Annotated in this window: 25 protein-coding genes; 20 read left to right on the top strand and 5 right to left on the bottom strand. The window is 64.0% G+C overall.

The genetic code is table 11. The features are described 5' to 3' along the window. Positions 1 to 684 (bottom strand): RadC family protein, encoded by a 684-nt coding sequence (radC, locus tag SJI00_RS09755; protein ID WP_322461524.1) that lies wholly within the window; start codon positions 682 to 684, stop codon positions 1 to 3. Positions 685 to 809: 125 nt separating this feature from the next. Between radC and coaBC the strand changes: the two genes are divergently transcribed. The 7 genes from coaBC to SJI00_RS09790 all read left to right on the top strand — a co-directional run bounded on the left by coaBC (position 810) and on the right by SJI00_RS09790 (position 6,726). Continuing rightward, positions 810 to 2,021, top strand: coding sequence for a bifunctional phosphopantothenoylcysteine decarboxylase/phosphopantothenate--cysteine ligase CoaBC (gene coaBC, locus SJI00_RS09760; protein ID WP_322461711.1), 1,212 nt, complete (start codon positions 810 to 812; stop codon positions 2,019 to 2,021). A gap of 5 nt (positions 2,022 to 2,026) precedes the next feature. Then, on the top strand, positions 2,027 to 2,482 hold the full coding sequence (gene dut / locus SJI00_RS09765) for a dUTP diphosphatase (protein WP_322461525.1): 456 nt from the start codon (positions 2,027 to 2,029) through the stop codon (positions 2,480 to 2,482). Positions 2,483 to 2,587: 105 nt separating this feature from the next. Next, entirely contained in the window at positions 2,588 to 3,976 is a 1,389-nt protein-coding gene (locus SJI00_RS09770; RefSeq protein ID WP_322461526.1) for a phosphomannomutase/phosphoglucomutase, read from the top strand. Positions 3,977 to 4,006: 30 nt separating this feature from the next. Beyond that, complete coding sequence (gene argB, locus SJI00_RS09775; RefSeq protein ID WP_322461527.1) at positions 4,007 to 4,921, top strand: acetylglutamate kinase; 915 nt, start codon at positions 4,007 to 4,009, stop codon at positions 4,919 to 4,921. 69 nt (positions 4,922 to 4,990) lie between these two features. Continuing rightward, entirely contained in the window at positions 4,991 to 5,671 is a 681-nt protein-coding gene (locus SJI00_RS09780) for a CsgG/HfaB family protein (protein ID WP_312934537.1), read from the top strand. A gap of 30 nt (positions 5,672 to 5,701) precedes the next feature. Further along, the gene (locus SJI00_RS09785; RefSeq protein ID WP_322461528.1) at positions 5,702 to 6,070 is read left to right on the top strand and encodes a DUF4810 domain-containing protein; all 369 of its coding nucleotides are present in this window, start codon (positions 5,702 to 5,704) and stop codon (positions 6,068 to 6,070) included. Further along, on the top strand, positions 6,067 to 6,726 hold the full coding sequence (locus tag SJI00_RS09790) for a DUF799 domain-containing protein (protein ID WP_416221019.1): 660 nt from the start codon (positions 6,067 to 6,069) through the stop codon (positions 6,724 to 6,726). Before SJI00_RS09785 ends, SJI00_RS09790 begins: the two co-directional genes overlap by 4 nt. A 50-nt stretch (positions 6,727 to 6,776) precedes the next feature. Here SJI00_RS09790 and pyrE read toward each other — a convergent pair whose 3' ends face one another. Beyond that, positions 6,777 to 7,418 (bottom strand): orotate phosphoribosyltransferase, encoded by a 642-nt coding sequence (gene pyrE, locus SJI00_RS09795; RefSeq protein ID WP_322461529.1) that lies wholly within the window; start codon positions 7,416 to 7,418, stop codon positions 6,777 to 6,779. Positions 7,419 to 7,498: 80 nt separating this feature from the next. Between pyrE and crc the strand changes: the two genes are divergently transcribed. Beyond that, positions 7,499 to 8,278: a catabolite repression control protein Crc gene (crc, locus tag SJI00_RS09800; protein WP_322461530.1), complete on the top strand. Its 780-nt coding sequence runs from the start codon at positions 7,499 to 7,501 to the stop codon at positions 8,276 to 8,278. 64 nt (positions 8,279 to 8,342) lie between these two features. On the opposite strand, the gene rph is transcribed toward crc, so the two are convergent. Continuing rightward, a complete protein-coding gene (rph, locus tag SJI00_RS09805; protein WP_312934541.1) occupies positions 8,343 to 9,065 on the bottom strand; it encodes a ribonuclease PH in 723 nt (240 codons plus the stop codon). Between the two features lie 236 nt (positions 9,066 to 9,301). Here rph and SJI00_RS09810 point away from each other — a divergent pair, with 236 nt between their 5' ends. Then, positions 9,302 to 10,165, top strand: coding sequence for a YicC/YloC family endoribonuclease (locus SJI00_RS09810; RefSeq protein ID WP_322461531.1), 864 nt, complete (start codon positions 9,302 to 9,304; stop codon positions 10,163 to 10,165). A 13-nt stretch (positions 10,166 to 10,178) separates the two neighbouring features. Then, on the top strand, positions 10,179 to 10,808 hold the full coding sequence (gene gmk, locus SJI00_RS09815; RefSeq protein WP_322461532.1) for a guanylate kinase: 630 nt from the start codon (positions 10,179 to 10,181) through the stop codon (positions 10,806 to 10,808). Between the two features lie 33 nt (positions 10,809 to 10,841). Here gmk and SJI00_RS09820 read toward each other — a convergent pair whose 3' ends face one another. After that, on the bottom strand, positions 10,842 to 12,377 hold the full coding sequence (locus SJI00_RS09820; RefSeq protein ID WP_322461533.1) for an APC family permease: 1,536 nt from the start codon (positions 12,375 to 12,377) through the stop codon (positions 10,842 to 10,844). 520 nt (positions 12,378 to 12,897) lie between these two features. Between SJI00_RS09820 and SJI00_RS09825 the strand changes: the two genes are divergently transcribed. From SJI00_RS09825 to SJI00_RS09845, 5 genes are all read left to right on the top strand, one after another. Then, positions 12,898 to 13,773: a LysR family transcriptional regulator gene (locus SJI00_RS09825; RefSeq protein ID WP_322461534.1), complete on the top strand. Its 876-nt coding sequence runs from the start codon at positions 12,898 to 12,900 to the stop codon at positions 13,771 to 13,773. A 240-nt stretch (positions 13,774 to 14,013) separates the two neighbouring features. Then, a complete protein-coding gene (rpoZ, locus tag SJI00_RS09830) occupies positions 14,014 to 14,277 on the top strand; it encodes a DNA-directed RNA polymerase subunit omega (RefSeq protein WP_101322874.1) in 264 nt (87 codons plus the stop codon). Between the two features lie 43 nt (positions 14,278 to 14,320). After that, positions 14,321 to 16,429 (top strand): bifunctional GTP diphosphokinase/guanosine-3',5'-bis pyrophosphate 3'-pyrophosphohydrolase, encoded by a 2,109-nt coding sequence (gene spoT, locus SJI00_RS09835; RefSeq protein WP_322461535.1) that lies wholly within the window; start codon positions 14,321 to 14,323, stop codon positions 16,427 to 16,429. A 23-nt stretch (positions 16,430 to 16,452) separates the two neighbouring features. Beyond that, the gene (locus tag SJI00_RS09840; protein WP_322461536.1) at positions 16,453 to 16,833 is read left to right on the top strand and encodes a RidA family protein; all 381 of its coding nucleotides are present in this window, start codon (positions 16,453 to 16,455) and stop codon (positions 16,831 to 16,833) included. Positions 16,834 to 16,889: 56 nt separating this feature from the next. Continuing rightward, a complete protein-coding gene (locus tag SJI00_RS09845; RefSeq protein ID WP_322461537.1) occupies positions 16,890 to 17,618 on the top strand; it encodes a hypothetical protein in 729 nt (242 codons plus the stop codon). A 22-nt stretch (positions 17,619 to 17,640) separates the two neighbouring features. On the opposite strand, the gene SJI00_RS09850 is transcribed toward SJI00_RS09845, so the two are convergent. Continuing rightward, positions 17,641 to 18,492 (bottom strand): SDR family oxidoreductase, encoded by an 852-nt coding sequence (locus SJI00_RS09850; RefSeq protein WP_322461538.1) that lies wholly within the window; start codon positions 18,490 to 18,492, stop codon positions 17,641 to 17,643. A gap of 188 nt (positions 18,493 to 18,680) precedes the next feature. Between SJI00_RS09850 and exbB the strand changes: the two genes are divergently transcribed. The 5 genes from exbB to recG all read left to right on the top strand — a co-directional run bounded on the left by exbB (position 18,681) and on the right by recG (position 23,905). Then, positions 18,681 to 19,646 carry a tonB-system energizer ExbB gene (exbB, locus tag SJI00_RS09855; protein WP_322461539.1) on the top strand — a complete coding sequence of 322 codons (966 nt, stop codon included), beginning with the start codon at positions 18,681 to 18,683 and terminating at the stop codon, positions 19,644 to 19,646. Between the two features lie 3 nt (positions 19,647 to 19,649). Beyond that, positions 19,650 to 20,078 carry a TonB system transport protein ExbD gene (gene exbD, locus SJI00_RS09860; protein ID WP_322461540.1) on the top strand — a complete coding sequence of 143 codons (429 nt, stop codon included), beginning with the start codon at positions 19,650 to 19,652 and terminating at the stop codon, positions 20,076 to 20,078. Then, complete coding sequence (locus SJI00_RS09865) at positions 20,075 to 20,809, top strand: energy transducer TonB (protein ID WP_322461541.1); 735 nt, start codon at positions 20,075 to 20,077, stop codon at positions 20,807 to 20,809. Before exbD ends, SJI00_RS09865 begins: the two co-directional genes overlap by 4 nt. A gap of 93 nt (positions 20,810 to 20,902) precedes the next feature. Continuing rightward, positions 20,903 to 21,823, top strand: coding sequence for a hydrogen peroxide-inducible genes activator (locus SJI00_RS09870; RefSeq protein WP_312934553.1), 921 nt, complete (start codon positions 20,903 to 20,905; stop codon positions 21,821 to 21,823). Between the two features lie 3 nt (positions 21,824 to 21,826). Continuing rightward, the gene (gene recG / locus SJI00_RS09875) at positions 21,827 to 23,905 is read left to right on the top strand and encodes an ATP-dependent DNA helicase RecG (RefSeq protein ID WP_322461542.1); all 2,079 of its coding nucleotides are present in this window, start codon (positions 21,827 to 21,829) and stop codon (positions 23,903 to 23,905) included. Positions 23,906 to 23,934: the final 29 nt, after the last annotated feature.

The following is a 23,934-nucleotide window of genomic DNA, read 5'->3' on the forward strand; positions in this document are numbered from 1 at the left end:
TCAGTCGATGGAGAACCAGCCGTGCTCGACCATCGAGAACGGCTCGCCGTCGCCAATGATGATGTGATCGAGCACCCGCACATCGACGATGTGCAGTGCAGACTTCAGGGTCAGCGTCAGGCGCAGGTCGTCCGGGCTCGGTTCGGGCGAGCCGGACGGATGGTTGTGGCAGAGAATCACCGCCGCCGCGTTGCGCGCCAGCGAGCGGCGGATCACCTCGCGGGGGTAGACGCTGGCACGATCGATGGTGCCTTGGAACAGGACCTCGAACGCCAAGGGTCGAAGCCGGATGTCGAGGAACAGGCAGGCGAACACCTCGCTGACCTCGTGGCGCATCATCGCCTTGAGGTAGCGTCGAACTTGGGCAGGTGACTGCAACGCCGGCTCACGCTCGATGGATTCGGCCAAATGGCGCCTGCCCACTTCCAATAGCGCCTGCAGCTGCGCGTAACGTGCTGGCCCCAATCCAAGCTCGCCGAGAAAGACGGCCTTTTCAGCCTCCAGCAACTGGCGCAACCCACCAAAACGGGTCAACAGGCCCCGCGCCAGATCGACGACATTGCAGCCACGCAACCCAGACCCCAGCAATACCGCCAGCAGCTCTGCGTCCGACAACGCGCCGGCACCTTTCTTGAGCAGCTTTTCTCTCGGCCGTTCTGCCAACGGCCACTCCCTGATATTCATCCTTGCTCCTTGTGTGGTACTGCGGCGCATTTGGGCGCTGTGTTAACCTATTTCGTCCCGTAGATGCGACGATCCGCCGCAGGCCGATTCGTCGCCGCATGCTCTCTCTGGAAAAAGGCTTTTCTATGCAGCGGCTGTATCGCAAGCGCATCGTGCTCGGCGTCGGAGGCGGCATTGCTGCCTACAAAAGCGCCGAACTGATTCGCCGGCTCCTGGAACATGGCGCTCAGGTGCGCGTCGTCATGACCCGCGGCGGTGCCGAGTTCATCACCCCGCTCACGCTGCAAGCGTTGTCAGGCCACCCGGTGCACCTCGACTTGCTCGACCCGGCCGCCGAGGCTGCCATGGGCCACATCGAACTGGCCAAGTGGGCTGATCTGGTACTGATCGCTCCCGCCACCGCTGACCTCATGGCCCGCCTGGCCCAGGGCATGGCCGACGACCTGCTGACCACCCTGGTGCTGGCCACCGACGCCACCGTGGCCGTTGCCCCGGCGATGAACCAGGCGATGTGGCGCGACCCTGCGACCCAGGCCAACCTTGAGCGGCTGCAACAGCGCGGCATCCAGGTATTCGGCCCGGCTTCCGGCAGCCAGGCCTGCGGCGACGTGGGCCTGGGCCGCATGCTCGAGGCCACGGACCTGGCCTGGTGCGCAGCAGAAAGCTTCAAACGCCAGTCGTTGACCGGCAAACACGTGTTGATCACCGCAGGCCCTACCCAGGAAAACATCGATCCGGTGCGTTACATCACCAATCATAGTTCCGGGAAGATGGGCTTCGCGCTGGCCGAAGCGGCGGCTGAAGCCGGGGCCAGGGTGACCCTCGTCACCGGCCCGGTGCACCTGCCCACGCCTGATCGGGTCACCCGAATCGACGTGGTCAGCGCGCGAGACATGCTCGCTGCCTGCGAAGCCGCCATGCCCTGCGACCTGCTGATCGCCTCGGCTGCGGTTGCGGACTACCGCCCAGAGGTCATCGCCCCGCAAAAACTCAAGAAAGATCCTACAACCGGTGACGGCATGCTGCTGCAGATGGTGCGCAATCCGGATATCCTTGCCACCCTGGCCGGTCGCAGCGACCGCCCGTTCAGCGTGGGCTTCGCGGCCGAGACCGAGCATCTGCTCGACTACGCCACGCGCAAGCTCAAGGACAAGAACCTCGATCTGATCGTCGCCAACGACGTGGCCAATCCGAGCATTGGCTTCAACAGCGAGGAAAACGCCTTGACCGTGATCGACCGCCAGCAACAGCAAACCCTCTTCGCGCAGACCAGCAAGGGCAAGATCGCCCGGCAGCTGGTCAGCTTCATCGCCGAACGACTCAATCAGGTTCCCTAAGCCGCATGCACGCTCTCCAAGCCAAGATCCTCGACCCACGCCTGGGTACCGACTTCCCTCTGCCGCACTACGCAACGCCGGGCTCGGCCGGCCTCGACCTGCGCGCCCTGCTCAAGCAGGACACCGTGCTCGAACCTGGCCAGACCGTACTCATCCCCACGGGCCTGTCGATCCACATCAGCGACCCGTCGCTGGCCGCGCTGGTGCTGCCGCGCTCGGGCCTGGGCCACAAGCACGGCATCGTGCTGGGCAACCTGGTTGGCCTGATCGATTCGGACTACCAGGGCGAGCTGATGGTGTCGTGCTGGAACCGTGGCACCACCCCGTTCACCTTGGTAGTCGGCGAGCGCATCGCGCAGCTGGTGCTGGTGCCGGTCGTGCAGGCGCAGTTCGAGATCGTCGACAGCTTCGATGCCTCTGAGCGTGGCGAAGGCGGGTTCGGCCACTCCGGCAGCCACTGAGGCCGGCTTGGCGCGACTGCGCCGCTGAGGCGCGAACCGTTTGACGAAAACGACGTCCAACACGGCCAGCGGCAGACGCGACGACGGACCGACGAGATAAGCGATATGCACCCCATAGCCCCTGCAGTGCCCAGCAGCATCTTCCGCGCCTACGACATCCGCGGCGTGGTCGGCAAGGACCTGCACCCTGAAACCGCCTACTGGATCGGCCGGGCCATCGGCGCGCAAAGCCTGGCCCAGGGCGAGGCGCAGGTCGCGGTGGGCCGCGATGGCCGGGTTTCCGGACCCTTGCTGGTGGGGGAATTGATCCGCGGGCTGGTCGAAGCGGGCTGCCAGGTCAGTGACGTCGGCATGCTGCCGACCCCGGCGCTGTACTACGCCGGCCACACGCTGCCGGGCCGCTCGGCGGTGATGCTCACCGGCAGCCACAACCCGCCGGACTACAACGGCTTCAAGGTGGTCATCGCCGGCGACACCCTGGCCAACGAGCAGATCCAGGCCCTGCTCACCCGCTTGCACAGCGACGACCTCAGCCACGGCGACGGCCGGGTGCAGCAGGTCGAGATCCTGGCCCGCTACCAGCAGCGCATCGTCAGTGATGTGCAGCTGAAAAGGCCGCTCAAGGTGGTGATCGACTGCGGCAATGGCGTGGGGGGTGTGATCGCTCCGCAACTGCTGGCAGCCTTGGGCTGTGAAGTCGTCGCGCTGTTCTGCGAGGTGGACGGTACCTTCCCCAACCACCACCCGGACCCCGGCAAGCCTGAAAACCTGCAGGATCTGATCGCCAAGGTGCGGGAAACCGGCGCCGACCTGGGCCTGGCCTTCGACGGCGATGCCGACCGCGTGGGCGTGGTCACCAACACCGGCACCATCATCTACTCGGACCGCCTGATGATGCTGTTCGCCCAGGACGTGCTGGCCCGTCATCCAGGTGCCGAGATCATCTTCGACGTCAAATGCAGCCGGCGCCTGCCTGCGCTGATCAAGGCAGCAGGCGGCAAACCGCTGATGTGGAAGACCGGCCATTCGTTGATGAAGAAGAAACTCAAGGAAACCGGCGCGCCATTGGCCGGCGAGATGAGTGGCCACCTGTACATTCAGGAACGCTGGTACGGCTTCGACGATGGCCTGTATGTGGCCGCGCGCCTGCTGGAAATCCTCAGCCACAGCGACGTCGATGCCGACACGCTGTTCGCCGCATTCCCCGATGACATTTGCACACCCGAACTCAACATTGATGTGACCGACGACGCTAAATTCAGCATCATTGCTGCGCTGCAACGCGACGCCGACTGGGGCGATGCCGAACTCACCACCCTGGACGGTGTACGGGTCGACTATCCCTATGGCTGGGGTCTGGTGCGCGCCTCCAACACCACGCCGGTGCTGGTCACGCGCTTCGAGGCCGACGACCACGCGCAGCTGCAACGTATCAAGCGTATTTTCCGTACGCAGTTGCTTCGGGTCGCCCCGGACCTGCAGCTGCCGTTCTGACCGACTTTCTGTTCTTGCCTGGAGCCCTGCATGACCCTCGAACGCGATGCCGCTTCCCAAGTCGCCAAGGTACTGTCCGAAGCGCTGCCCTACATCCGCCGCTTTGTCGGCAAGACGCTGGTGATCAAGTACGGCGGCAACGCGATGGAGAGCGAAGAGCTGAAAACCGGCTTTGCCCGTGACATCGTGCTGATGAAGGCGGTGGGTATCAACCCGGTCGTCGTGCACGGCGGCGGTCCTCAGATCGGCGATCTGCTCAAGCGTCTGTCCATCGAAAGCCGCTTCGTCGATGGCATGCGCGTCACCGACGCCGCGACCATGGACGTGGTGGAAATGGTCCTGGGTGGCCAGGTCAACAAGGACATCGTCAACCTGATCAACCGCCATGGCGGTAGCGCCATCGGTCTGACCGGCAAAGACGCCGAGCTGATCCGCGCGAAAAAGCTCAAGGTCAGCCGCCAGACGCCGGAAATGACCTCCCCGGAAATCATCGACATCGGCCACGTGGGCGAGGTGGTTGGCGTCAACACCGACCTGCTGAACATGCTGGTCAAAGGCGACTTCATTCCGGTCATTGCCCCGATTGGCGTGGGCGCCGACGGTGAGTCGTACAACATCAACGCTGACCTGGTCGCCGGCAAGGTCGCCGAGGCGCTGCAAGCCGAGAAGCTGATGCTGCTGACCAACATCGCCGGCCTGATGAACAAGCAGGGCGAAGTGCTCACCGGCCTCACCACCGAGCAGGTCAACGAGCTGATCGCTGACGGGACCATCTACGGCGGCATGCTGCCGAAGATCAAATGCGCCCTCGAAGCGGTCCAGGGCGGCGTCACCACCTCGCACATCGTCGATGGCCGCGTGCCCAATGCGGTCTTGCTGGAAATCTTCACCGACAGCGGCGTGGGCACCTTGATCACCAACAAGCAGCGCGCCCTGGTCCAGTAACGCACAGACTCGATCATTCGTCCCCGAGCCCCAGCCTGCCTGGGGCTCTCATTCATCTGGAGATACAGCGTGAAATACGCACCACATGGACTCGTGCTGGCAGCCGTCATCGCCGCAGGGTCGCTGTCCGGCTGTGCCACTGAAACGTCCCAGGCCATCGCTGTGCAACAGGTCGAGAGCGTCAACCGTCCCTACAGCGGCGTTCGTGCACCGATTGCCGTGGGCAAGTTCGACAACCGCTCCAGCTACATGCGCGGCATCTTCTCCGACGGCGTCGATCGCCTCGGCAGCCAGGCCAAGACCATCCTCATCACCCACCTGCAGCAGACCAACCGGTTCAGCGTGCTGGAGCGCGACAACCTGGCTGAAATGCAGCAGGAAGCAGCGTTCAAGGGCCAGGCCCAGCGTGTGCGCGGCGCTGATTATGTGGTGACCGGTGACGTCACCGAGTTCGGCCGCAAGGAAGTCGGCGACCACCAGCTGTTCGGCATTCTCGGCCGCGGCAAGACCCAGATCGCCTATGCCAAGGTGGCATTGAACATCGTCAACATCAGCACCTCCGAAGTGGTGTACTCCACTCAGGGCGCTGGCGAGTACGCACTGTCCAACCGCGAGATCGTCGGCTTCGGCGGCACCGCCAGCTATGACTCCACGCTCAACGGCAAGGTGCTTGACCTGGCCATGCGCGAAGCGGTCAACAAGCTGGTCACGGCGGTAGACAACGGCCAATGGAACCCGCGCGCCCAGTAAGCGGCGCGCCTGACACGGAAGACACATTCGATGAACATCGCCCCCGCGGCCTGGCGCAATGGCGCCGGCCTCGTGCTGGCCAGCGTCCTGCTGGCCGGCTGCAATACGCCCAAACCGCTGTACCAGTGGGAAAGCTACCAACCGCAGGTCTACGAATACTTCAACGGCGACTCCAAGCAAGAGCAGGCGCTGGCGCTGGAGCGCGACCTGGAAAAGATCAAGGCCAAGAATGGCGCAGTGCCGCCGGGTTACCACGCGCAGCTGGGCCTGCTGTACTCGAGCCTGGGCAAGCATGACCAGATGATTCAGCAGTTCAACGCGGAAAAGGCTCTGTTCCCGGAATCGACGACCTACATGGACTTTCTGTTGAGCAATGCCGGTAAAGGAGTCAAGCCGTGATCAAGCGTCTTTCCCAGTGGATCGTCGGCGCTTGCGTGCTGGCCCTGTTTGCCGGCTGCGCCGAGCGCAAGACCGTCGACTATTCGGCCTACAAGCAAAGCCGGCCCAAATCGATCCTGGTCCTGCCGCCGCTGAACCAGTCGCCGGACGTCAAGGCCACCTACAGCATGCTGTCGCAGGTCACCTACCCCTTGGCCGAGGCTGGCTACTACGTCATGCCCGTCGCGCTGGTGGCGGAGACCTTCAACCAGAACGGCATGAACCAGCCCGAAGACGTTCACGCACTGCTGCCGCGCAAACTGCATGAAATCTTCGGTGCCGACGCCGGGCTATACGTCACGGTCAGTGATTACGGCACCCGCTACATGGTGCTCAGCAGCGCGACCATCGTCACGGCCAGCGCCAAGCTGGTCGACCTGAAGACCGGCAGTACGCTGTGGACAGGCAGTGCCACGGCCTCCAGCCAGGAAAACCAGCAAAACCAGGGCGGCCTGATCGGTATGCTGATCGTGGCGGCGGTCAACCAGATCGTCAGCAGCGTGCAAGACGATGCGGGCTATCCGATTGCCGGCATCACCAGCGCCCGCCTGCTCGCGCCCTACCCCAACGGCGGCATCCTCTACGGGCCCCGCTCACCGAAGTACGGGACTGACTGACAGGCATGAAAAAGGCGACCTAGCAGGTCGCCTTTTTTGTTCCAGTCGCGTCAGATGCCGTACTGCGCACGGTAGGCTTCCACGGCTGGGAGATGCTGCTTGAGCTGCGCATCGTCAGCGAGGAATTCCAGCACCTGGGTCAGCGAAACGATGCTCACCACCGGGATGCCGAAGTCACGCTCCACTTCCTGAATCGCCGACAGCTCGCCGTTGCCGCGCTCTTCGCGGTTCAGCGCGATCAGCACGCCAGCGGGCTTGGCGCCCTGCGCGGAGATGATCTGCATCACTTCGCGAATGGCGGTGCCGGCGGTGATCACGTCATCGATGATCAGCACCTCACCAGCCAACGGTGCGCCGACCAGGCTGCCACCTTCGCCGTGGGCCTTGGCTTCCTTGCGGTTGAAGCACCACGGCACATCGAGCTGGTGCTGCTCGGCCAGTGCCACCGCCGTGGCCGCAGCCAGGGGGATGCCCTTGTAGGCCGGCCCGAACAACACGTCGAAGGGAATCTTGCTGTCGACGATGGCCGCTGCATAGCAGCGCCCAAGTTGCGCCAGCGCCGAGCCGCTGTTGAACAGGCCGGCATTGAAGAAATAAGGGCTGGTACGCCCCGATTTCAACGTGAACTCACCGAACCGCAGAACACCACGATCGATGGCAAAACGAATGAAGTCACGCTGATACGGTTGCATGTAAAGTCCCGAATACCACGGATTTAGCTAAATGAGTTGAGCTCGGGTATCATACACGCACGAGATTTATGGGGCCATTTATGCGGATCATCAGTGTGAACGTCAATGGCATTCAGGCAGCGGCGGAGCGCGGTTTGCTCAGCTGGCTTCAAGCCCAGAATGCCGACGTCATCTGCCTGCAAGACACCCGCGCCTCGGCCTATGAACTCGATGACCCAGCTTTTCAGCTCGATGGCTATTTCCTTTATGCCTGCGAAGCGGAGGTGCCCGCCCAAGGTGGCGTGGCGCTCTATTCGCGGATGCAGCCCAAGGCAGTCATCACCGGCCTGGGTTTCGAGGCAGCCGACCGCTACGGGCGTTATCTGCAAGCAGATTTCGACAAAGTCAGTATTGCCAGCCTGCTCTTGCCTTCGGGCATGAACGGCGATGAAGACTTGAACCAGAAGTTCAAGTTGATGGACGACTTCGGCAAGTACCTGGACAAACAACGGCGCAAGCGTCGTGAATACATCTATTGCGGCTCGCTGTATGTCGCGCAGCAGAAGTTGGATATCAAGAACTGGCGCGACAGCCAGCAATCGCCGGGTTTCCTGCCACCGGAACGAGCCTGGCTCGATTCGGTCGTGGGCGACATGGGGTATGTGGATGCCCTGCGTGAAGTCAGCCGCGAGGGTGACCAGTACAGCTGGTGGCCCAACAACGAACAGGCCGAGATGCTCAACCTGGGCTACCGGTTCGACTACCAGTTGCTCACCCCAGGCCTGCGCCGCTTCGTGCGCAACGCACGCCTGCCGCGCCAGCCGCGCTTCTCGCAGCACGCGCCACTGATCGTGGACTACGACTGGACGCTGACCATCTGAACGGTCACGCCAGACACGAAAAAGCCGACATCGCTGTCGGCTTTTTCGTGTCTGGGCCAGGCGATCAGTCAGCCAGGGCCGCTGTCTGCAGGGCGAAGATCTCGTCCATGCCTTTCTGCGCCAACGCCAGCATGGCGTTGAAGTCTTCCGGCTGGAACGGCGCACCTTCGGCGGTGCCCTGGACTTCGATGAAGCCGCCGGCGCTGGTCATGACCACGTTGAGGTCGGTCTCGGCAGCCGAGTCTTCGAGGTAGTCGAGGTCCAGTACCGCTTCGCCCTTGTACATGCCCACCGACACGGCAGCGATCATGTGCTTGAGCGGGTCGCCGCCCTTGAGGCCGCCACGCTTCTTGATCACACGCAATGCGTCGACCAGCGCGACCATGGCACCGGTGATGGACGCGGTGCGGGTGCCGCCGTCGGCCTGGATGACATCGCAATCGACGTACAGCGTGATATCACCGAGCTTGCTCATGTCGAGCGCCGCGCGCAGCGAGCGGCCGATCAGGCGCTGGATTTCCAGGGTGCGGCCGCCCTGCTTGCCACGGCTCGCTTCGCGCTGGTTACGCTCGCCGGTGGCGCGCGGCAGCATGCCGTATTCGGCGGTCAGCCAGCCCTGGCCCTGGCCCTTGAGGAAGCGTGGTACGCCGTTCTCGACGCTGACGGTGCAGATCACCTTGGTGTCGCCGAACTCGACCAGCACCGAGCCTTCGGCATGCTTGGTGTAGTTGCGGGTGACGCGGATCGAGCGGAGTTGGTCGGCAGCGCGACCACTTGGACGTTTCATCTGGAGTACCTGTACCGGGTTCAAATCTGCCGAACAGTATAGGGGCCGCGGCCCAGCGAAGACATGCCTAATGTCGTCGCGCGCCGCCGATGCCGCGTGCCGGGCAAGCCGACACACCGTCGCCAAGGCCCTTGCCCCGATTGGGCGGCGAAGCCGCACTGCGTTACACTCCCGCGCCTTGCAAGCCGAAAGGCTTCCCCTTGATTAACCCCCACTGCTCGCGAGGTCGATTCACCATGGTGCACAGCATGACCGCTTTTGCTCGCGTCGAGCGCGCCGGCAGCCAAGGCACCCTGGCCTGGGAGCTGCGCTCGGTCAACCACCGCTACCTGGAGCCGCACCTGCGCCTGCCCGAGGCACTGCGCGACCTCGAAGGTGCGGTGCGTGAAGGCCTGCGCCAGGGCCTGTCGCGCGGCAAGATCGAGTGCACCTTGCGCCTGGCCGAAGACACCAGCGGCAAGCCGTTGCAGGTTGATCGCGAGCGGGCCGCGCAGTTGGTCGCAGCCGCCGAAACGGTCGCCAGCCTGATCAAGCAGCCGGCTGCGCTGAATCCGCTGGAAGTGCTGGCCTGGCCCGGCGTGCTGGTCGCTGACGCGGCCGATCCGCAGGCCCTCAACGCCCAGGCCATGCGCCTGTTCGACGAAGCGCTCAAGGAGCTGGTCGCCGGGCGCAGGCGCGAAGGCCAGGAACTGGCCCGGCTGATCATCGACCGGCTCGACGCCATGGCCCAGGAAGTCACCACCCTGCGCGCGCTGGTGCCGCAGATGCTGGGTGCCCAGCGGCAGAAAGTGCTGGATCGCTTCCACGACATGCAGGCCGAACTCGACCCGCAGCGGCTGGAGCAGGAAATGGTCCTGCTGGCGCAGAAAAGCGACGTCGCCGAAGAGCTCGACCGCCTGGAGACGCACATCACCGAAGTGCGCCGGGTGCTCAAGTCCGGTGGCGCGGCCGGGCGCCGCCTGGATTTCCTCATGCAGGAACTCAACCGCGAAGCCAACACCCTCGGCTCCAAGGCCTTTGACCCACGCAGCACTCAAGCGGCGGTCAACCTCAAGGTGCTGATCGAACAGATGCGTGAACAAGTACAGAACATCGAGTAAGGCCATCCCCACCATGAACCACAGCAGCGGCACCCTCTATATCGTTTCCGCGCCTTCGGGCGCTGGCAAGACCAGCCTGGTCACAGCCCTCACCGCGCCGGGCACCGGCGACGCCATGATTCGCGTCTCGGTCTCGCACACCACACGCGCCATGCGTCCGGGCGAGCAGCACGGGGTGAACTACCATTTCGTCGATCAACCGCGCTTCAAGACGATGATCGAGCAAGGGGATTTCCTCGAGCATGCCGAGGTCTTCGGCAATTTCTACGGCACCTCGATCAGTGCCCTGCAGCAGACCCTGGATGAAGGCTTCGACCTGATTCTGGAGATCGACTGGCAAGGCGCGCAGCAGGTGCGCACATTGATGCCCGAAGCCCTGTCGATCTTCATCCTGCCGCCCAGCTTGCAGGCCCTGCGCCATCGCCTGGATGGCCGCGGCCAGGACAGCGAGGCGATCATCGCCGGGCGCATGGACGAAGCGGTCAGCGAAATGCGCCATTTCAACGAGTTCGACTACGTCATCATCAATGACGACTTCAACGTCGCGCTCGCTGAACTCAAAGCGGTGTTCCTGGCCAATCGCGTGCTGCTGAAGAAACAGCAACAGCGCCATCAGGCGCTGCTCCAGCAACTGGTCAACTGACCCTCACAACCGGGGCTCGACCGAGCCCCCGGTTCAGTCCGGCACGTGCAGGGTGGCTTGCTGGCGCAAGGTGGCGCCGAGGAAGTAGGCCGGCGCGCGCAGCCGCGACAGCACCATCAGCACGATGCCCAACAGCGAGATGATCGCGGCGATCACGAACACCAGCCCCAGGCCGCCCACGTGCGAGCCACTGCCAAAGTCCGGCGAGGCGCTGTCGATGGCCGTGCGGACGAAAATCACTGACAAGATGGCGCCACCGAGCAACGGGCAGACCCCGCGCATGAAGCAGTGACGGACACTGCTGAACAGGCTGCGGCGGAAGTACCAGACGCAGGCGAAGGCCGTGAGCGAGTAGTAGAAGCAGATCATCATGCCCAGCGCGGTGATGGTGTCGGCCAATACGTTCTCGCTCAGGCTGCGCATGGTGACGTAGAACACCGCCGCTGCGATGCCGGCGCAGATGGTGGCGTAGCGCGGGGTCTGCGAGCGCGGGCAGACATGCGCGAAGCGCCGTGGCACCGCGCCGTAATAGCCCATGGCGAGCAGGGTGCGCGCGGGCGACACGAAGGTCGACTGCAGCGAGGCTGCGGTGCTGGCCAGTACCGCGATCGACATCAGGATCGCCAGCGGCCCCATCACCGGGCCGGCCAAGTGGGCAAACACGTTCTCTTGGATGCGCGGATTGCCCAGGCCCAGGCCGACCTCGCTGATCCCCGCGAACTGCAAGGTGGCGATGCCGGTGAGCAGGTACAGGCAGAGAATCAACACCACCGTCCAGGTCGCCGCCTTGCCAGGCACCTCTTCACTGCCGATGGACTCTTCACTGACCGTCAGGCACACATCCCAGCCCCAGAAAATGAAGATCGACAGCGACAGGCCAGCGGCAAAGGCCGAGAAGCTCTCGACGCCAAACGGGTTGAACCAAGACAGCTCGAAGGCCAGAGGCGGTGGCGCAGTGGTTTCACCGAAGGCCGCAAAGGCAAAGCCGATCAGCACCACTAGCTGCAACGCGACCAGCCCGTACTGCACCGTCATGGTGGTGCCCATGCCGCGACAGCAGATCCATACCGCCAGGGCGATGAACGCGCAACAGGTGCTGATGTTGACCAGCAGATTGTCCGCCAGCGCCGCCAAGCCTTGATGGCCGGTGATCTGCGCCAGGAACAGATAGAAGAAGTCCACCGCCACGCCCGCCAGGTTCGACAGCACGATGGTGGTCGCCACCACCAGGCCCCAGCCGCCGATCCAGCCGATCATCGGGCCGAAGGCACGCGCCGACCAGGTAAAGGACGTGCCGCTGTCGGGCTCGGCGGCGTTCAACTCGCGGTAGCCCAAGGCAACCAGCAACATCGGCAGGAAGCCGACGATGAACACCGCCGGCAGGTGCGCACCGACTTCACGCACGGTGGGGCCGAGCGCGCCAGTCAGGGTATAGACCGGCGCAATGGTAGAGATACCCAGCACCACGCTGGCCAGCAAGCCCAGGCGACCCTTGGCCAGCCCTTTGCCAGCGGGGGCCGTTTCGGCCGTCGCCACGGGCGGGCGGTCGGCTTGTGTGTATTCGCTCATGAGTCCCTGCCATTGCAGTGGGTGATGATTTCACAGGCCCGGTCTACAGGCTTGCGCTCACGGATCGGGAGATTGCGGCGACGGGCGGCGGCGGTCGGCGTGTGCGCGCCGCCTGGCGAAGGCCGGGTCAAACGGCACCAGCAGCCGTCAGAGGACGCTGCCTGGGGGCGCCATTGTAATGACGCAACCGGGCCTGGGAAGGCGGGGCGATGAAAAGAAATCGGACACGGTTCAGACAGGCCTGGTGGGCAGGCGCAGGTAAGGTTTGCCAGGTTGACGCACAGACGCTCGTAGACAAGGGATACACCGTCATGGCCGTACATCCAGCGAATCGCAGCCATGGTGCAGCGTCGTCAAGCAAACGCCGGCAACAGGGGGTGGACGCGGGGTGTTGTTATTGTTGATGCCCTTCAAGGGGCGGTGGGCCGATGGCCCGCACATTGATTCCCGGGTGCGGTTTCACTATAAAATGGCCTCAGCGCAACAGACACTGGCATTTCGGCAAGCAGAGCGTGCACCCATGCAATATCAAATCACCCATGCTGACCTGTCCCTGGTCTTGGCGCTGGAGCGCGGACGCTCCCTGGCCAAGGCCGCAGAATTGCTCAAGGTCGATGTGTCCACGGTGTTTCGGTCCATCCGGCGCTTGGAATCGGCGCTCGGCACCGCGCTGTTCGTCAAGAGCCGCAAAGGCTACCTGCCCACCGACACCGCGCAGGCGCTGGCCGAGCAGGCCGAGCGCGCCGAAGTGGCGCTGCAAGCGGCACGCATTGCCATGACCAGCGGCGAGCAGGTGGTCAGCGGCACGGTACGCCTGACCTGCACCGAAGCGGTGCTGCACGGCCTGCTGCTGCCGGCGCTGGCGAGCTTCATGCCTGGCTATCCGGCGCTGTCACTGGAGCTGGGCACGTCGAACACGTTCGCCAACCTCAGTCGGCGCGATGCCGACATCGCCCTGCGCCTGACCAACGCACCGCCCGAGCACCTGGTCGGACGCTGCCTGGGCTCGACCTCCTATGTACTGTGCGGTCGGCCTGAACTGCGCGAAGCGCTTGAAGCGGATGTGCATCGGGTGCCCTGGATCACGCCGGATGACTCGATGCCAGACCACCCCACCGTGGCCTGGCGCAACCAGCAGCATCCCGGCCTGATCCCGCGTTACCAGTGCAGCGGCATGTCCACCGTCGCCCAATTGGTGAGCAGCGGCATGGGCGTGGCCGCCCTGGCCGATTTCACCGTGCCGACCTTGCCCGGCGTCGAAGCCTTGAGTGGGCCGCTGCCGGGGTGTGATACGCAATTGTGGCTCTTGACCCGCCCCGACTGCCGCGCGCTGCGCTCGGTGCAGACCTTGTTCGAGGAACTGACACCGCGCCTGCGTGCAGCCTTGCAGCGCTAATCGAGTCGATAGCCTGGCGGCCTGTGCAAAGCCGTTGTGCACAGGCCTGGGTAATGGGTATCTTCCATTCCTGCGCACGGGTTTGCAGCTGCGTTCGAACACGCCTGTGGGCTGCTCAGGAAGCGCTGCCGTTCTGCCGCTCGCAAAACAGCGCTTCCCTATTGGCTGGTGATTTTTTAAACTATTCAGTCCGCCCGCCCATCTTGGGCACGCCCACCGTATTTGCTACCGAGGAACACCATGGCCCGCGTAACCGTAGAAGATTGTCTTGAACACGTGGATAACCGCTTTGAGCTGGTCATGCTGTCGACCAAACGTGCTCGCCAGCTGGCCACTGGTGGCAAAGAGCCTCGCGTGGCATGGGAAAACGACAAGCCGACCGTCGTTGCCCTGCGCGAAATCGCTGAAGGCATCATCACCAACGAATTCCTGGCCGCTGAAGAAATCGTCACCGAAGACCCGGTATTCGCCGCCTTCGAAGACGAGTCCAACGAGGCTGTCTGATTGAAGCCAGGTCGACGTCGAACGGTGTGTCAGAGGTGAACCCATGCCGAGCATAGACGCCCTCGCCGATCGTCTGTCGACCTATCTGGGCCCCGAACAGGTCAACCTGGTCCGGCGCGCCTACTTCTACGCCGAACAAGCCCACGACGGCCAACGCCGTCGCAGCGGCGAGCCCTACGTCACCCACCCGCTCGCGGTGGCGAACATCCTTGCCGACATGCACATGGACCATCAAAGCCTGATGGCCGCCATGCTGCACGACGTGATCGAAGACACCGGCATCGCCAAGGAAGCGCTCAGCCAGCAGTTTGGCGAAACCGTGGCCGAACTGGTCGACGGGGTCAGCAAGCTGACCCAGATGAACTTCGAGACCAAGGCCGAGGCCCAGGCCGAGAACTTCCAGAAAATGGCCATGGCCATGGCCCGCGATATTCGCGTGATCCTGGTCAAGCTGGCTGACCGCCTGCACAACATGCGCACCCTCGAGGTGCTGTCGGGCGAGAAGCGCCGGCGCATTGCCAAGGAAACCCTGGAAATCTACGCGCCCATCGCCAATCGGCTGGGCATGCACAATGTGCGCGTGGAATTCGAAGACCTTGGCTTCAAGGCCATGCACCCCATGCGTTCGTCGCTGATCCATCGGGCGGTCAAGAGCGCGCGCGGCAACCGCAAGGAAATCGTCGCCAAGATCGAGCAGTCGCTGGCCAACTGCCTGGCGGCAGACGGTATCGAAGGGGATGTCAGCGGTCGGCAAAAGCACCTCTATGGCATCTACAAGAAGATGCGCGGCAAGCGCCGCGCCTTCGCCGAGATCATGGATGTCTACGCCTTCCGCATCGTTGTCGACAAGGTAGACACCTGCTACCGCGTGCTGGGCGCCGTGCACAACCTGTACAAACCGCTGCCGGGGCGCTTCAAGGATTACATCGCGATCCCCAAGGCCAACGGCTACCAGTCGCTGCATACCACCCTGTTCGGCATGCATGGGGTGCCCATCGAAATCCAGATTCGCACCCGCGAAATGGAAGAAATGGCCAACAACGGCATCGCCGCCCATTGGCTGTACAAATCCAATGGTGACGAGCAGGCCAAGGGCAACCATGCGCGGGCGCGGCAGTGGGTCAAGGGTATTCTCGAACTGCAGCAACGGGCCGGTAATTCGCTCGAATTCATCGAGAGCGTGAAGATCGACCTGTTCCCGGACGAGGTCTACGTCTTCACCCCCAAAGGCCGGATCATGGAGCTGCCCAAGGGCTCCACTGCGGTGGACTTCGCGTATGCGGTGCACACCGACGTCGGCAACAGTTGCATCGCCTGCCGCATCAACCGCCGCCTGGCACCGCTGTCCGAACCGCTGCAAAGCGGTTCCACGGTCGAAATCGTCAGCGCCCCCGGCGCCCGGCCGAACCCGGCCTGGCTCAACTTCGTGGTCACCGGCAAGGCGCGCACGCACATCCGCCACGCGCTCAAGCAGCAGCGTCGCTCCGAGTCGATCAACCTTGGCGAGCGCCTGCTGAATAAAGTGCTGACCGGTTTCGACAGCAGCCTGGAGCACATCGCGCAGGAACGCATTCAGCCAATCCTCGACGAATACCGCCTGGAACTGGTGGAAGACTTGCTCGAAGACATCGGCCTGGGCAATCGCATGGCCTATGTGGTCGCGCGCCGCCTGCTGGCCACCGAAGGCGAGCCGCTGCCAGCAGCGGAAGGCCCGCTGGCGATCCGCGGTACCGAAGGGTTGGTGTTGAGCTATGCCAAGTGCTGCACGCCCATCCCGGGCGACCCGATCGTCGGCCACCTGTCGGCGGGCAAGGGCATGGTGGTGCACCTGGAAGACTGCCGCAATATCAGCGAAATCCGCCACAACCCGGAAAAGTGCCTGCAGTTGTCGTGGGCCAAAGACGTCACCGGCGAGTTCAACGTCGAACTGCGGGTCGAGCTTGAACACCAACGCGGCCTGATTGCGCTGCTGGCCAGCAGCGTCAATGCCGCCGACGGCAACATCGAGAAAATCAGCATGGACGAGCGCGACGGTCGTGTCAGCGTGGTCCAGTTGGTGGTCAGCGTGCACGACCGCGTGCACCTGGCCCGTGTGATCAAGAAGCTGCGCACCCTCACCGGCGTGGTCCGTATCACCCGCATGCGTGCGTAGTCCGTCAACCGCAAGGAGTCATCATGACCAAGACTGTCATCAACAGCGACAAGGCCCCGGCCGCCATCGGTACCTATTCCCAGGCGATCAAGGCTGGCAACACCGTGTACATGTCAGGCCAGATTCCGCTCGACCCGAAAACCATGGAGCTGGTCGAAGGCTTTGAAGCCCAGACCGTTCAGGTGTTCGAGAACCTCAAGTGCGTGGCTGAAGCCGCAGGCGGTTCGTTCAAGGACATCGTCAAGCTGAACATTTTCCTCACCGACCTCAGCCACTTCGCCACCGTCAACGAAGTGATGGGCCGCTACTTCCAGCAGCCCTACCCTGCACGCGCCGCGATTGGCGTGGCCGCCCTGCCCAAGGGTGCGCAGGTCGAGATGGACGCCATCCTCGTCATCGAGTGATGCCCCTGGCGACGGGCCCTCGCGCCCGTCACCCCCTCTGCAATAAGGTTCCTACCATGCGTCATGCCCTCCCTCTTGCCCTGGCAGCCCTGCTTCTGAGCGGCTGCGCCAGTCACAAGCCTGAAGATTTCCAAGGCACCTGGATCAACCAGAACGCCATCGATGCCGCCAGCAAAGGCACCAGCCTGCGCGAAGCCTTGGCAAAGTACGGCCCCATACTGGAATGGAAAATCGATGTCGAGCAACAGAAAGCCGCCTTCAGCAATGGTTTCGAAGCTGTTGATGGCCACCTCGTCGCGGACAAGAACGATTGGCAGGTCACCTACGATGCAGGCCACAGACAAGCCCTGAGCCTCGATGGCCAGGAGCTTGTACAAGCGCCCGGCCAGTTGGGCGACAGACAATCCTTCCAACGCAGCAAGGCACCGGCCAATGTCCCGTTGGGCGGATCGTTCGAGAAGGCCCTCTACCAAGGTTATCTGGGTGGCAACTGGAAAATCGTCGAAGGCCCGGGCCAAGGCGGTTATGCGCAGTTCCGCGAAGACGGCGCCGTGACCGGCCTGCCCGGCCCGGATCGCTACGCGCTGTGCCTGGCGGGCGACTGCGCCACCATGGGCGGCGAAAACGACAGCATGTGGCTGGAGCGCGAGCAGCGCGGCGCGCCGTGGATTTTCAAGCACGACGGCAAGACCCTCGAGCTGTTCCAGGCAGTGAACCGCGCGCAGCCTGACGAGATGCCGCAGCTGGCCCCAGGCACCCGTCGCTGGGTGCTGGAAAAACAGTGACCGCCGACTTCTCGGGGGCTGTTCAGCCGTTGAGAATCGCCGCGTATCCCGCTTTGTAGCTGGGGTATTGCGGCGTCCAGCCCAAGGCACGGGCCCGGGCATTGCTGCAGCGTTTGTTGCCGCTGCGCCGGACCCGCTGCTCATCGGACCATTGGGTGACGCCCATGTAGTCGCGCAGCCAGGCCACCACGTCGGCCAAGGGCGCTGGGTCGTCGTCCACGCCCAGGTAGCACTCGTCCACCCTTTCACCTTGGGCATCTTTTTCCAGCACGAACGCCAGCAACCCTGCGGCGTCGTCGGCATGGATGCGGTTGCCGTACAGGGGCGGGTCCTGCGCCACGCGATACCCCTGGCGGACCTGATCGAGCAACCACTGCCGGCCTGGACCGTAGATGCCCGTCAAGCGCACCACGCTCGCGGGGATACCGCTGGTGAGCGCCAAGCGCTCGGCTTCGAGCATGATCCGCCCTGAGTAGGCCTGAGGCTCGGTAGCGGACGACTCATCGATCCAGTCGCCGTCCTGCTGGGCATACACGCTGCTGCTGGAGACGAACAGCAGCCGACGCGGCCGCTGGCCTTTCTCCGCCAGCCAGCCCAGAACGCGGCGCAAGCCGTCGACGTAGGCCGCCTGGTAACCCGCTTCATCGTGCTGATTGGCCGACACGCAGTAGATCAGGTAGTCGGGCGTACGCTCAGGCCACGCCGCTGGCAGCGCAGGCTGGGCGAGGTCCGCCTGGATGGCTGCGACGCCCTGAGGAAGGTGTTGAACCGAACGGCGCAGCCCGCTCACGGCCCAGCCTTTGGCCAGCAGCTGACGGGCTAGGCGGCCGCCGACATCCCCGCACCCTACAAGCATCGCGGAAAGCTCTGACATCACTCCACTCCCAATAGCAAACGCTCAGACTAGACACACCAGAGGCCCATCGGCTAGCAGTTCGATAAAAAGTTAATCCTATTACTTCTGTTAACAAGAATTAATTGCAATAATGCCCGCCTCTCTGTTCTCGGCCTTACACGGGGCCGTGGTGACGTCAATTCTTTTCTTCATCAGGTCCGGCCAGCATGACACCTACCCAACCTTCCGCTTCGCCAACTCCGTCACGCGCCTGGGGCGCCATCGCCGCGCTGATGTTCAGCCTGGTGTTGGCACCTGTCGCTGTCGCTGATGAACCCGTCAACAGCAATGCTCCAACCGCCGCTGCCGCGCCTGCGCCGAACACGCAGACCCCTGCGGCCGACGCTCCCGTGGCGCCGGCAGGCAACGCTGCCGCAGCCCCTGTTCTGGATGACGAAGCGCAAGAGCTGGTGGAAGACACCAGCCTGGGCATGGCCCACGACCTGTCGCCATGGGGCATGTACAAGAACGCCGACATCGTGGTGAAGATCGTCATGATCGGCCTGGCCATCGCCTCGTTGATCACCTGGACCATCTGGATCGCCAAAGGCTTTGAACTGCTGGGCGCCAAGCGTCGCCTGCGGGGTGAAATCGCGGCCCTGAAGAAATCTGCCAGCCTCAAGGAAGCCAGTTCGGTGTCCAACAAGGAAGGCACCCTGGCGCATACCCTGGTGCATGACGCACTGGAAGAAATGCGCCTGTCGGCCAATACCCGCGAGAAAGAAGGCATCAAGGAGCGCGTCAGCTTCCGCCTCGAGCGCCTGGTGGCAGCCAGCGGTCGCAGCATGAGCAGCGGCACCGGCGTGCTTGCCACCATCGGTTCCACCGCGCCGTTCGTGGGCCTGTTCGGCACCGTGTGGGGCATCATGAACAGCTTCATCGGCATCGCCAAAACCCAGACCACCAACCTTGCCGTGGTCGCCCCTGGCATCGCCGAAGCCTTGCTGGCAACTGCTCTGGGCCTGGTTGCGGCGATTCCGGCCGTGGTCATCTACAACGTCTTCGCCCGCTCCATCGCAGGCTACAAGGCACAGGTTTCGGATGCGTCTGCACAAGTCCTGCTGCTGGTCAGCCGCGACCTCGACCACCAGGGCAGCGAGCGCGCCGCCCCGCATATGGTGAAAATGGGGTAAGCCATGGGCCTGCATCTTAATGAAGGTGGCGACGACCTCGCCGAAAACCACGAAATCAACGTCACGCCGTTCATCGACGTGATGCTGGTGCTGCTGATCATCTTCATGGTCGCCGCCCCCTTGGCCACCGTCGACATCAAGGTCGACCTGCCCGCTTCGAGCGCGAAACCTGCGCCCAGGCCGGAGAAGCCGGTGTTCGTCAGCGTCAAGGCCGACCAGAAGCTGTACGTCGGCGACGACATGGTGCCGAGCAATGAGGCGCTTGGCGCCATGCTCGATGCCAAGACCAAGGGCGACAAGGAAACCACGATCTTCTTCCAGGCCGACAAGGGCGTGGATTACGGTGACCTGATGGACGTCATGAACATCCTGCGTGCCGCCGGCTACCTGAAGGTCGGTCTGGTGGGTCTAGAGACGGCAGCCAAGAAATGACCAAGACAAGGCAAACACTGGCGCGTTACGGCGGCAGCTTGGCCCTTGTGCTCGGCCTCCATGCTGCTGCGGTACTGCTGATGCTCGACTGGTCAGTGCCGCAGGCTGTGGAACTGCCGCCCGAAGCCATGGTGGTCGAGCTGGCGCCGCTGCCCGAGCCTGCGCCGCCACCCCCGCCCAAGGCCGTACCGCCGCCGCCGGCACCGGTCGAGGAGCCGCCACTGCCGAAGCTGGCCGAGGCGCCCAAGCCAAAAATCGCCGTGGCCAAACCCAAGCCAAAGCCCAAGCCGCAGCCGCCCAAGCAGCCGGTGAAAAAGCCTGAGCCACCCAAGGACGAGCCGCCGAGCGAAGAAGTGGCCGAGACGCCGCCCAGTGTCGAGCCGCCGAAGAAGTCGGCCGCCCCGGCGCCGAGCATCGCGTCGAACAGCAATGCGTTACCGACTTGGCAGAGCGACTTGCTGCGCCACCTGGCCAAGTACAAGAAATACCCGGATGACGCTCGACGCCGCAATCTGCAGGGCGTCACCCGCTTGAGCTTCGTGGTCGATTCGCAAGGCCGTGTGGTGTCGTCGTCGGTGACGGCAGGTTCGGGCAGCGCGGCGCTGGATCGCGCCACCCTGGACATGCTGCGCCGCGCGCAACCACTGCCCAAGCCGCCTGCCGAGATTCTCAACGGTGGCAGCATCTCGGTGACCGCGCCGTTTGCGTTCACCTTGGATCGTCGTCGCTGAGGCAAGGGTTCTGTCATAAATCGGCAGGTCTGATAACGTGCGTCTATCGATTGCAGCCGCTATGCTGGCTCCGCAACTTCATGGACGCACGTTATGACCCTCACTGAACTCCGCTACATCGTTACCCTCGCCCAGGAACAGCACTTCGGCCACGCGGCTGAGCGCTGTCATGTCAGCCAGCCAACCCTGTCGGTCGGCGTGAAGAAGCTGGAAGACGAGCTTGGCGTACTGATCTTCGAGCGCAGCAAGAGCGCCGTACGCCTGACCCCGGTCGGCGAAGGCATCGTCGCCCAGGCACAGAAGGTACTGGAGCAGGCGCAGGGCATTCGCGAACTGGCCCAGGCGGGCAAGAATCAGCTCACCGCACCGCTCAAGGTCGGCGCCATCTACACCGTGGGCCCTTATCTGTTCCCCCACCTGATTCCGCAGCTGCACCGCGTGGCGCCGCAGATGCCGTTGTACATCGAAGAAAACTTCACCCACGTGCTGCGCGACAAACTGCGCAACGGCGAGCTGGACGCGGTGATCATCGCCCTGCCGTTCAACGAAGCCGACGTGCTGACCCTGCCGCTCTACGACGAACCTTTCTGCGCCCTGATGCCCAGCGACCACCCGTGGACCGCACGCAAAACCATCGACGCGTCCCTGCTCAACGACAAGAGCCTGCTGCTGCTCGGTGAAGGCCACTGCTTCCGCGATCAGGTGCTGGAAGCCTGCCCGACCCTGGCCAAGAGCGGCGACTCGCGCCACACCACGGTGGAATCCAGCTCGCTGGAGACCATCCGTCACATGGTCGCCTCGGGCCTTGGCGTGTCGATCCTACCGCTCTCGGCGGTGCACAGCCACCACTACGCGCCCGGCATCATCGAAGTGCGTCCGCTCACCGCGCCGGCGCCGTTCCGCACCGTGGCCATTGCCTGGCGCGCCAGCTTCCCGCGGCCCAAGGCAATCGAAATCCTCGCTGACTCCATTCGCTTGTGCTCGGTGGCCAAGCCGACCGAACAACCGGCCTGAGCCATGAGCGAGCTGTCGAACGTGTCGGTCACGGCGCTCAAGGGCGTCGGCGAGGCCATGGCCGAAAAGCTGGCCAAGGTGGGTCTGGAAAACCTGCAGGACGTCTTGTTCCATTTGCCCGCCCGCTACCAGGACCGCACCCGTGTGGTGCCCATTGGCGAGTTGCGCCCGGGCCAGGATGCGGTGATCGAGGGCGTGGTCAGCGGCAGCGACGTGACCATGGGCAAACGCCGCAGCCTTGTGGTGCGCCTCGGTGACGGCAGCGGCACGCTGACCTTGCGTTTCTACCACTTCAGCAATGCGCAGAAGGAAGGCCTCAAGCGCGGCACGCACTTGCGTTGCTACGGCGAAGCCCGTCCAGGTGCTTCAGGGCTCGAGATCTACCATCCCGAGTACCGGGCACTGACCGGTGACGACACCTCGCCGCCCGTCGAGCAGACCCTCACGCCGATCTACCCGACCACCGAGGGCCTGACCCAGCAGCGCCTGCGCCTGCTCTGCCAGCAGAGCCTGGCCCTGCTCGGCCCGAGCAGCCTGCCGGACTGGCTGCCCGCCGAGCTGATCCGCGACTACCACCTGGCGCCGCTGGACGATGCCATCCGCTACCTGCACAACCCACCGGCCGACGCCGATGTCGACGAGCTTGCCGAGGGCCATCACTGGGCTCAGCACCGCCTGGCCTTCGAGGAACTGCTGACCCACCAGCTGTCGCAGCAACGCCTGCGTGAAAGCCTGCGCAGACTTCGTGCGCCGGCACTGGCCAAGGCCACGCGCCTGCCCGCGCAATACCTGGCCAACCTGGGCTTTGCGCCCACCGGCGCGCAACAGCGCGTGGGCAACGAAATCGCCTACGACCTGAGCCTGCACGAACCGATGATGCGCCTGGTGCAGGGCGACGTCGGCGCGGGCAAGACCGTGGTGGCGGCGCTCGCAGCGCTGCAGGCCCTGGAGGCCGGGTATCAGGTGGCGCTCATGGCCCCGACCGAGATTCTCGCCGAGCAGCACTACATCACCTTCAAGCGCTGGTTCGAGCCACTCGGGCTGGAAGTCGCCTGGCTGGCCGGCAAGCTCAAGGGCAAGGCCCGGGTCAGTGCCCTTGAGCAGATCGCCGGCGGCGCGCCGATGGTGGTCGGCACCCATGCGCTGTTCCAGGAAGAGGTGAAGTTCAAGCACCTGGCCCTGGCGATCATCGACGAACAGCACCGCTTCGGCGTGCAACAGCGCCTGGCGTTGCGCAAGAAGGGCGTGGCGGGCGAGCTGTGCCCGCATCAGTTGATCATGACCGCCACCCCCATTCCACGCACGTTGGCCATGAGCGCCTACGCCGACCTCGATACCTCGGTGCTCGATGAGCTGCCGCCTGGCCGTACGCCGGTCAACACTGTGCTGGTGGTCGACAGCCGTCGTTTCGAGGTGGTCGAGCGGGTCCGCGCGGCCTGCGCCGAGGGCCGTCAGGCCTATTGGGTCTGCACATTGATCGAAGAGTCCGAAGAACTGACCTGCCAGGCCGCACAGAGCACCTTCGAGGACCTGGCCAGTGCGCTGGGCGAACTGCGCGTCGGGCTGATCCATGGCCGCATGAAGCCGGCCGAGAAGGCCGCCGTGATGGCCGAATTCAAGGCCGGCAACCTGCAGCTGCTGGTCGCCACCACCGTCATCGAAGTGGGTGTGGACGTACCGAACGCCAGCCTGATGATCATCGAGAACCCCGAGCGCCTGGGCCTGGCCCAGCTTCACCAGTTGCGCGGGCGCGTAGGCCGTGGCAGCGCCGCCAGCCATTGCGTACTGCTGTATCACCCGCCGCTGTCGCAGATTGGTCGCGAGCGGCTGGGCATCATGCGCGAAACCAACGATGGCTTCGTCATTGCCGAGAAAGACCTCGAACTGCGCGGCCCGGGTGAGATGCTCGGGACCCGCCAGACCGGCCTGTTACAGTTCAAGGTCGCCGATCTGATGCGCGACGCTGACCTGCTGCCGGCCGTACGCGATGCCGCACAGGCGTTGCTTGCCCGGTGGCCCTCGCACGTCAGCCCTCTGCTCGACCGCTGGCTGCGCCACGGCCAGCAATACGGCCAGGTGTGATGGGCGTCTCAGAACGCCTCCAGCCTGCC

Origin of the sequence: Pseudomonas gebzensis, from assembly GCF_034427815.1 — a bacterium.
Taxonomy (GTDB): domain Bacteria; phylum Pseudomonadota; class Gammaproteobacteria; order Pseudomonadales; family Pseudomonadaceae; genus Aquipseudomonas.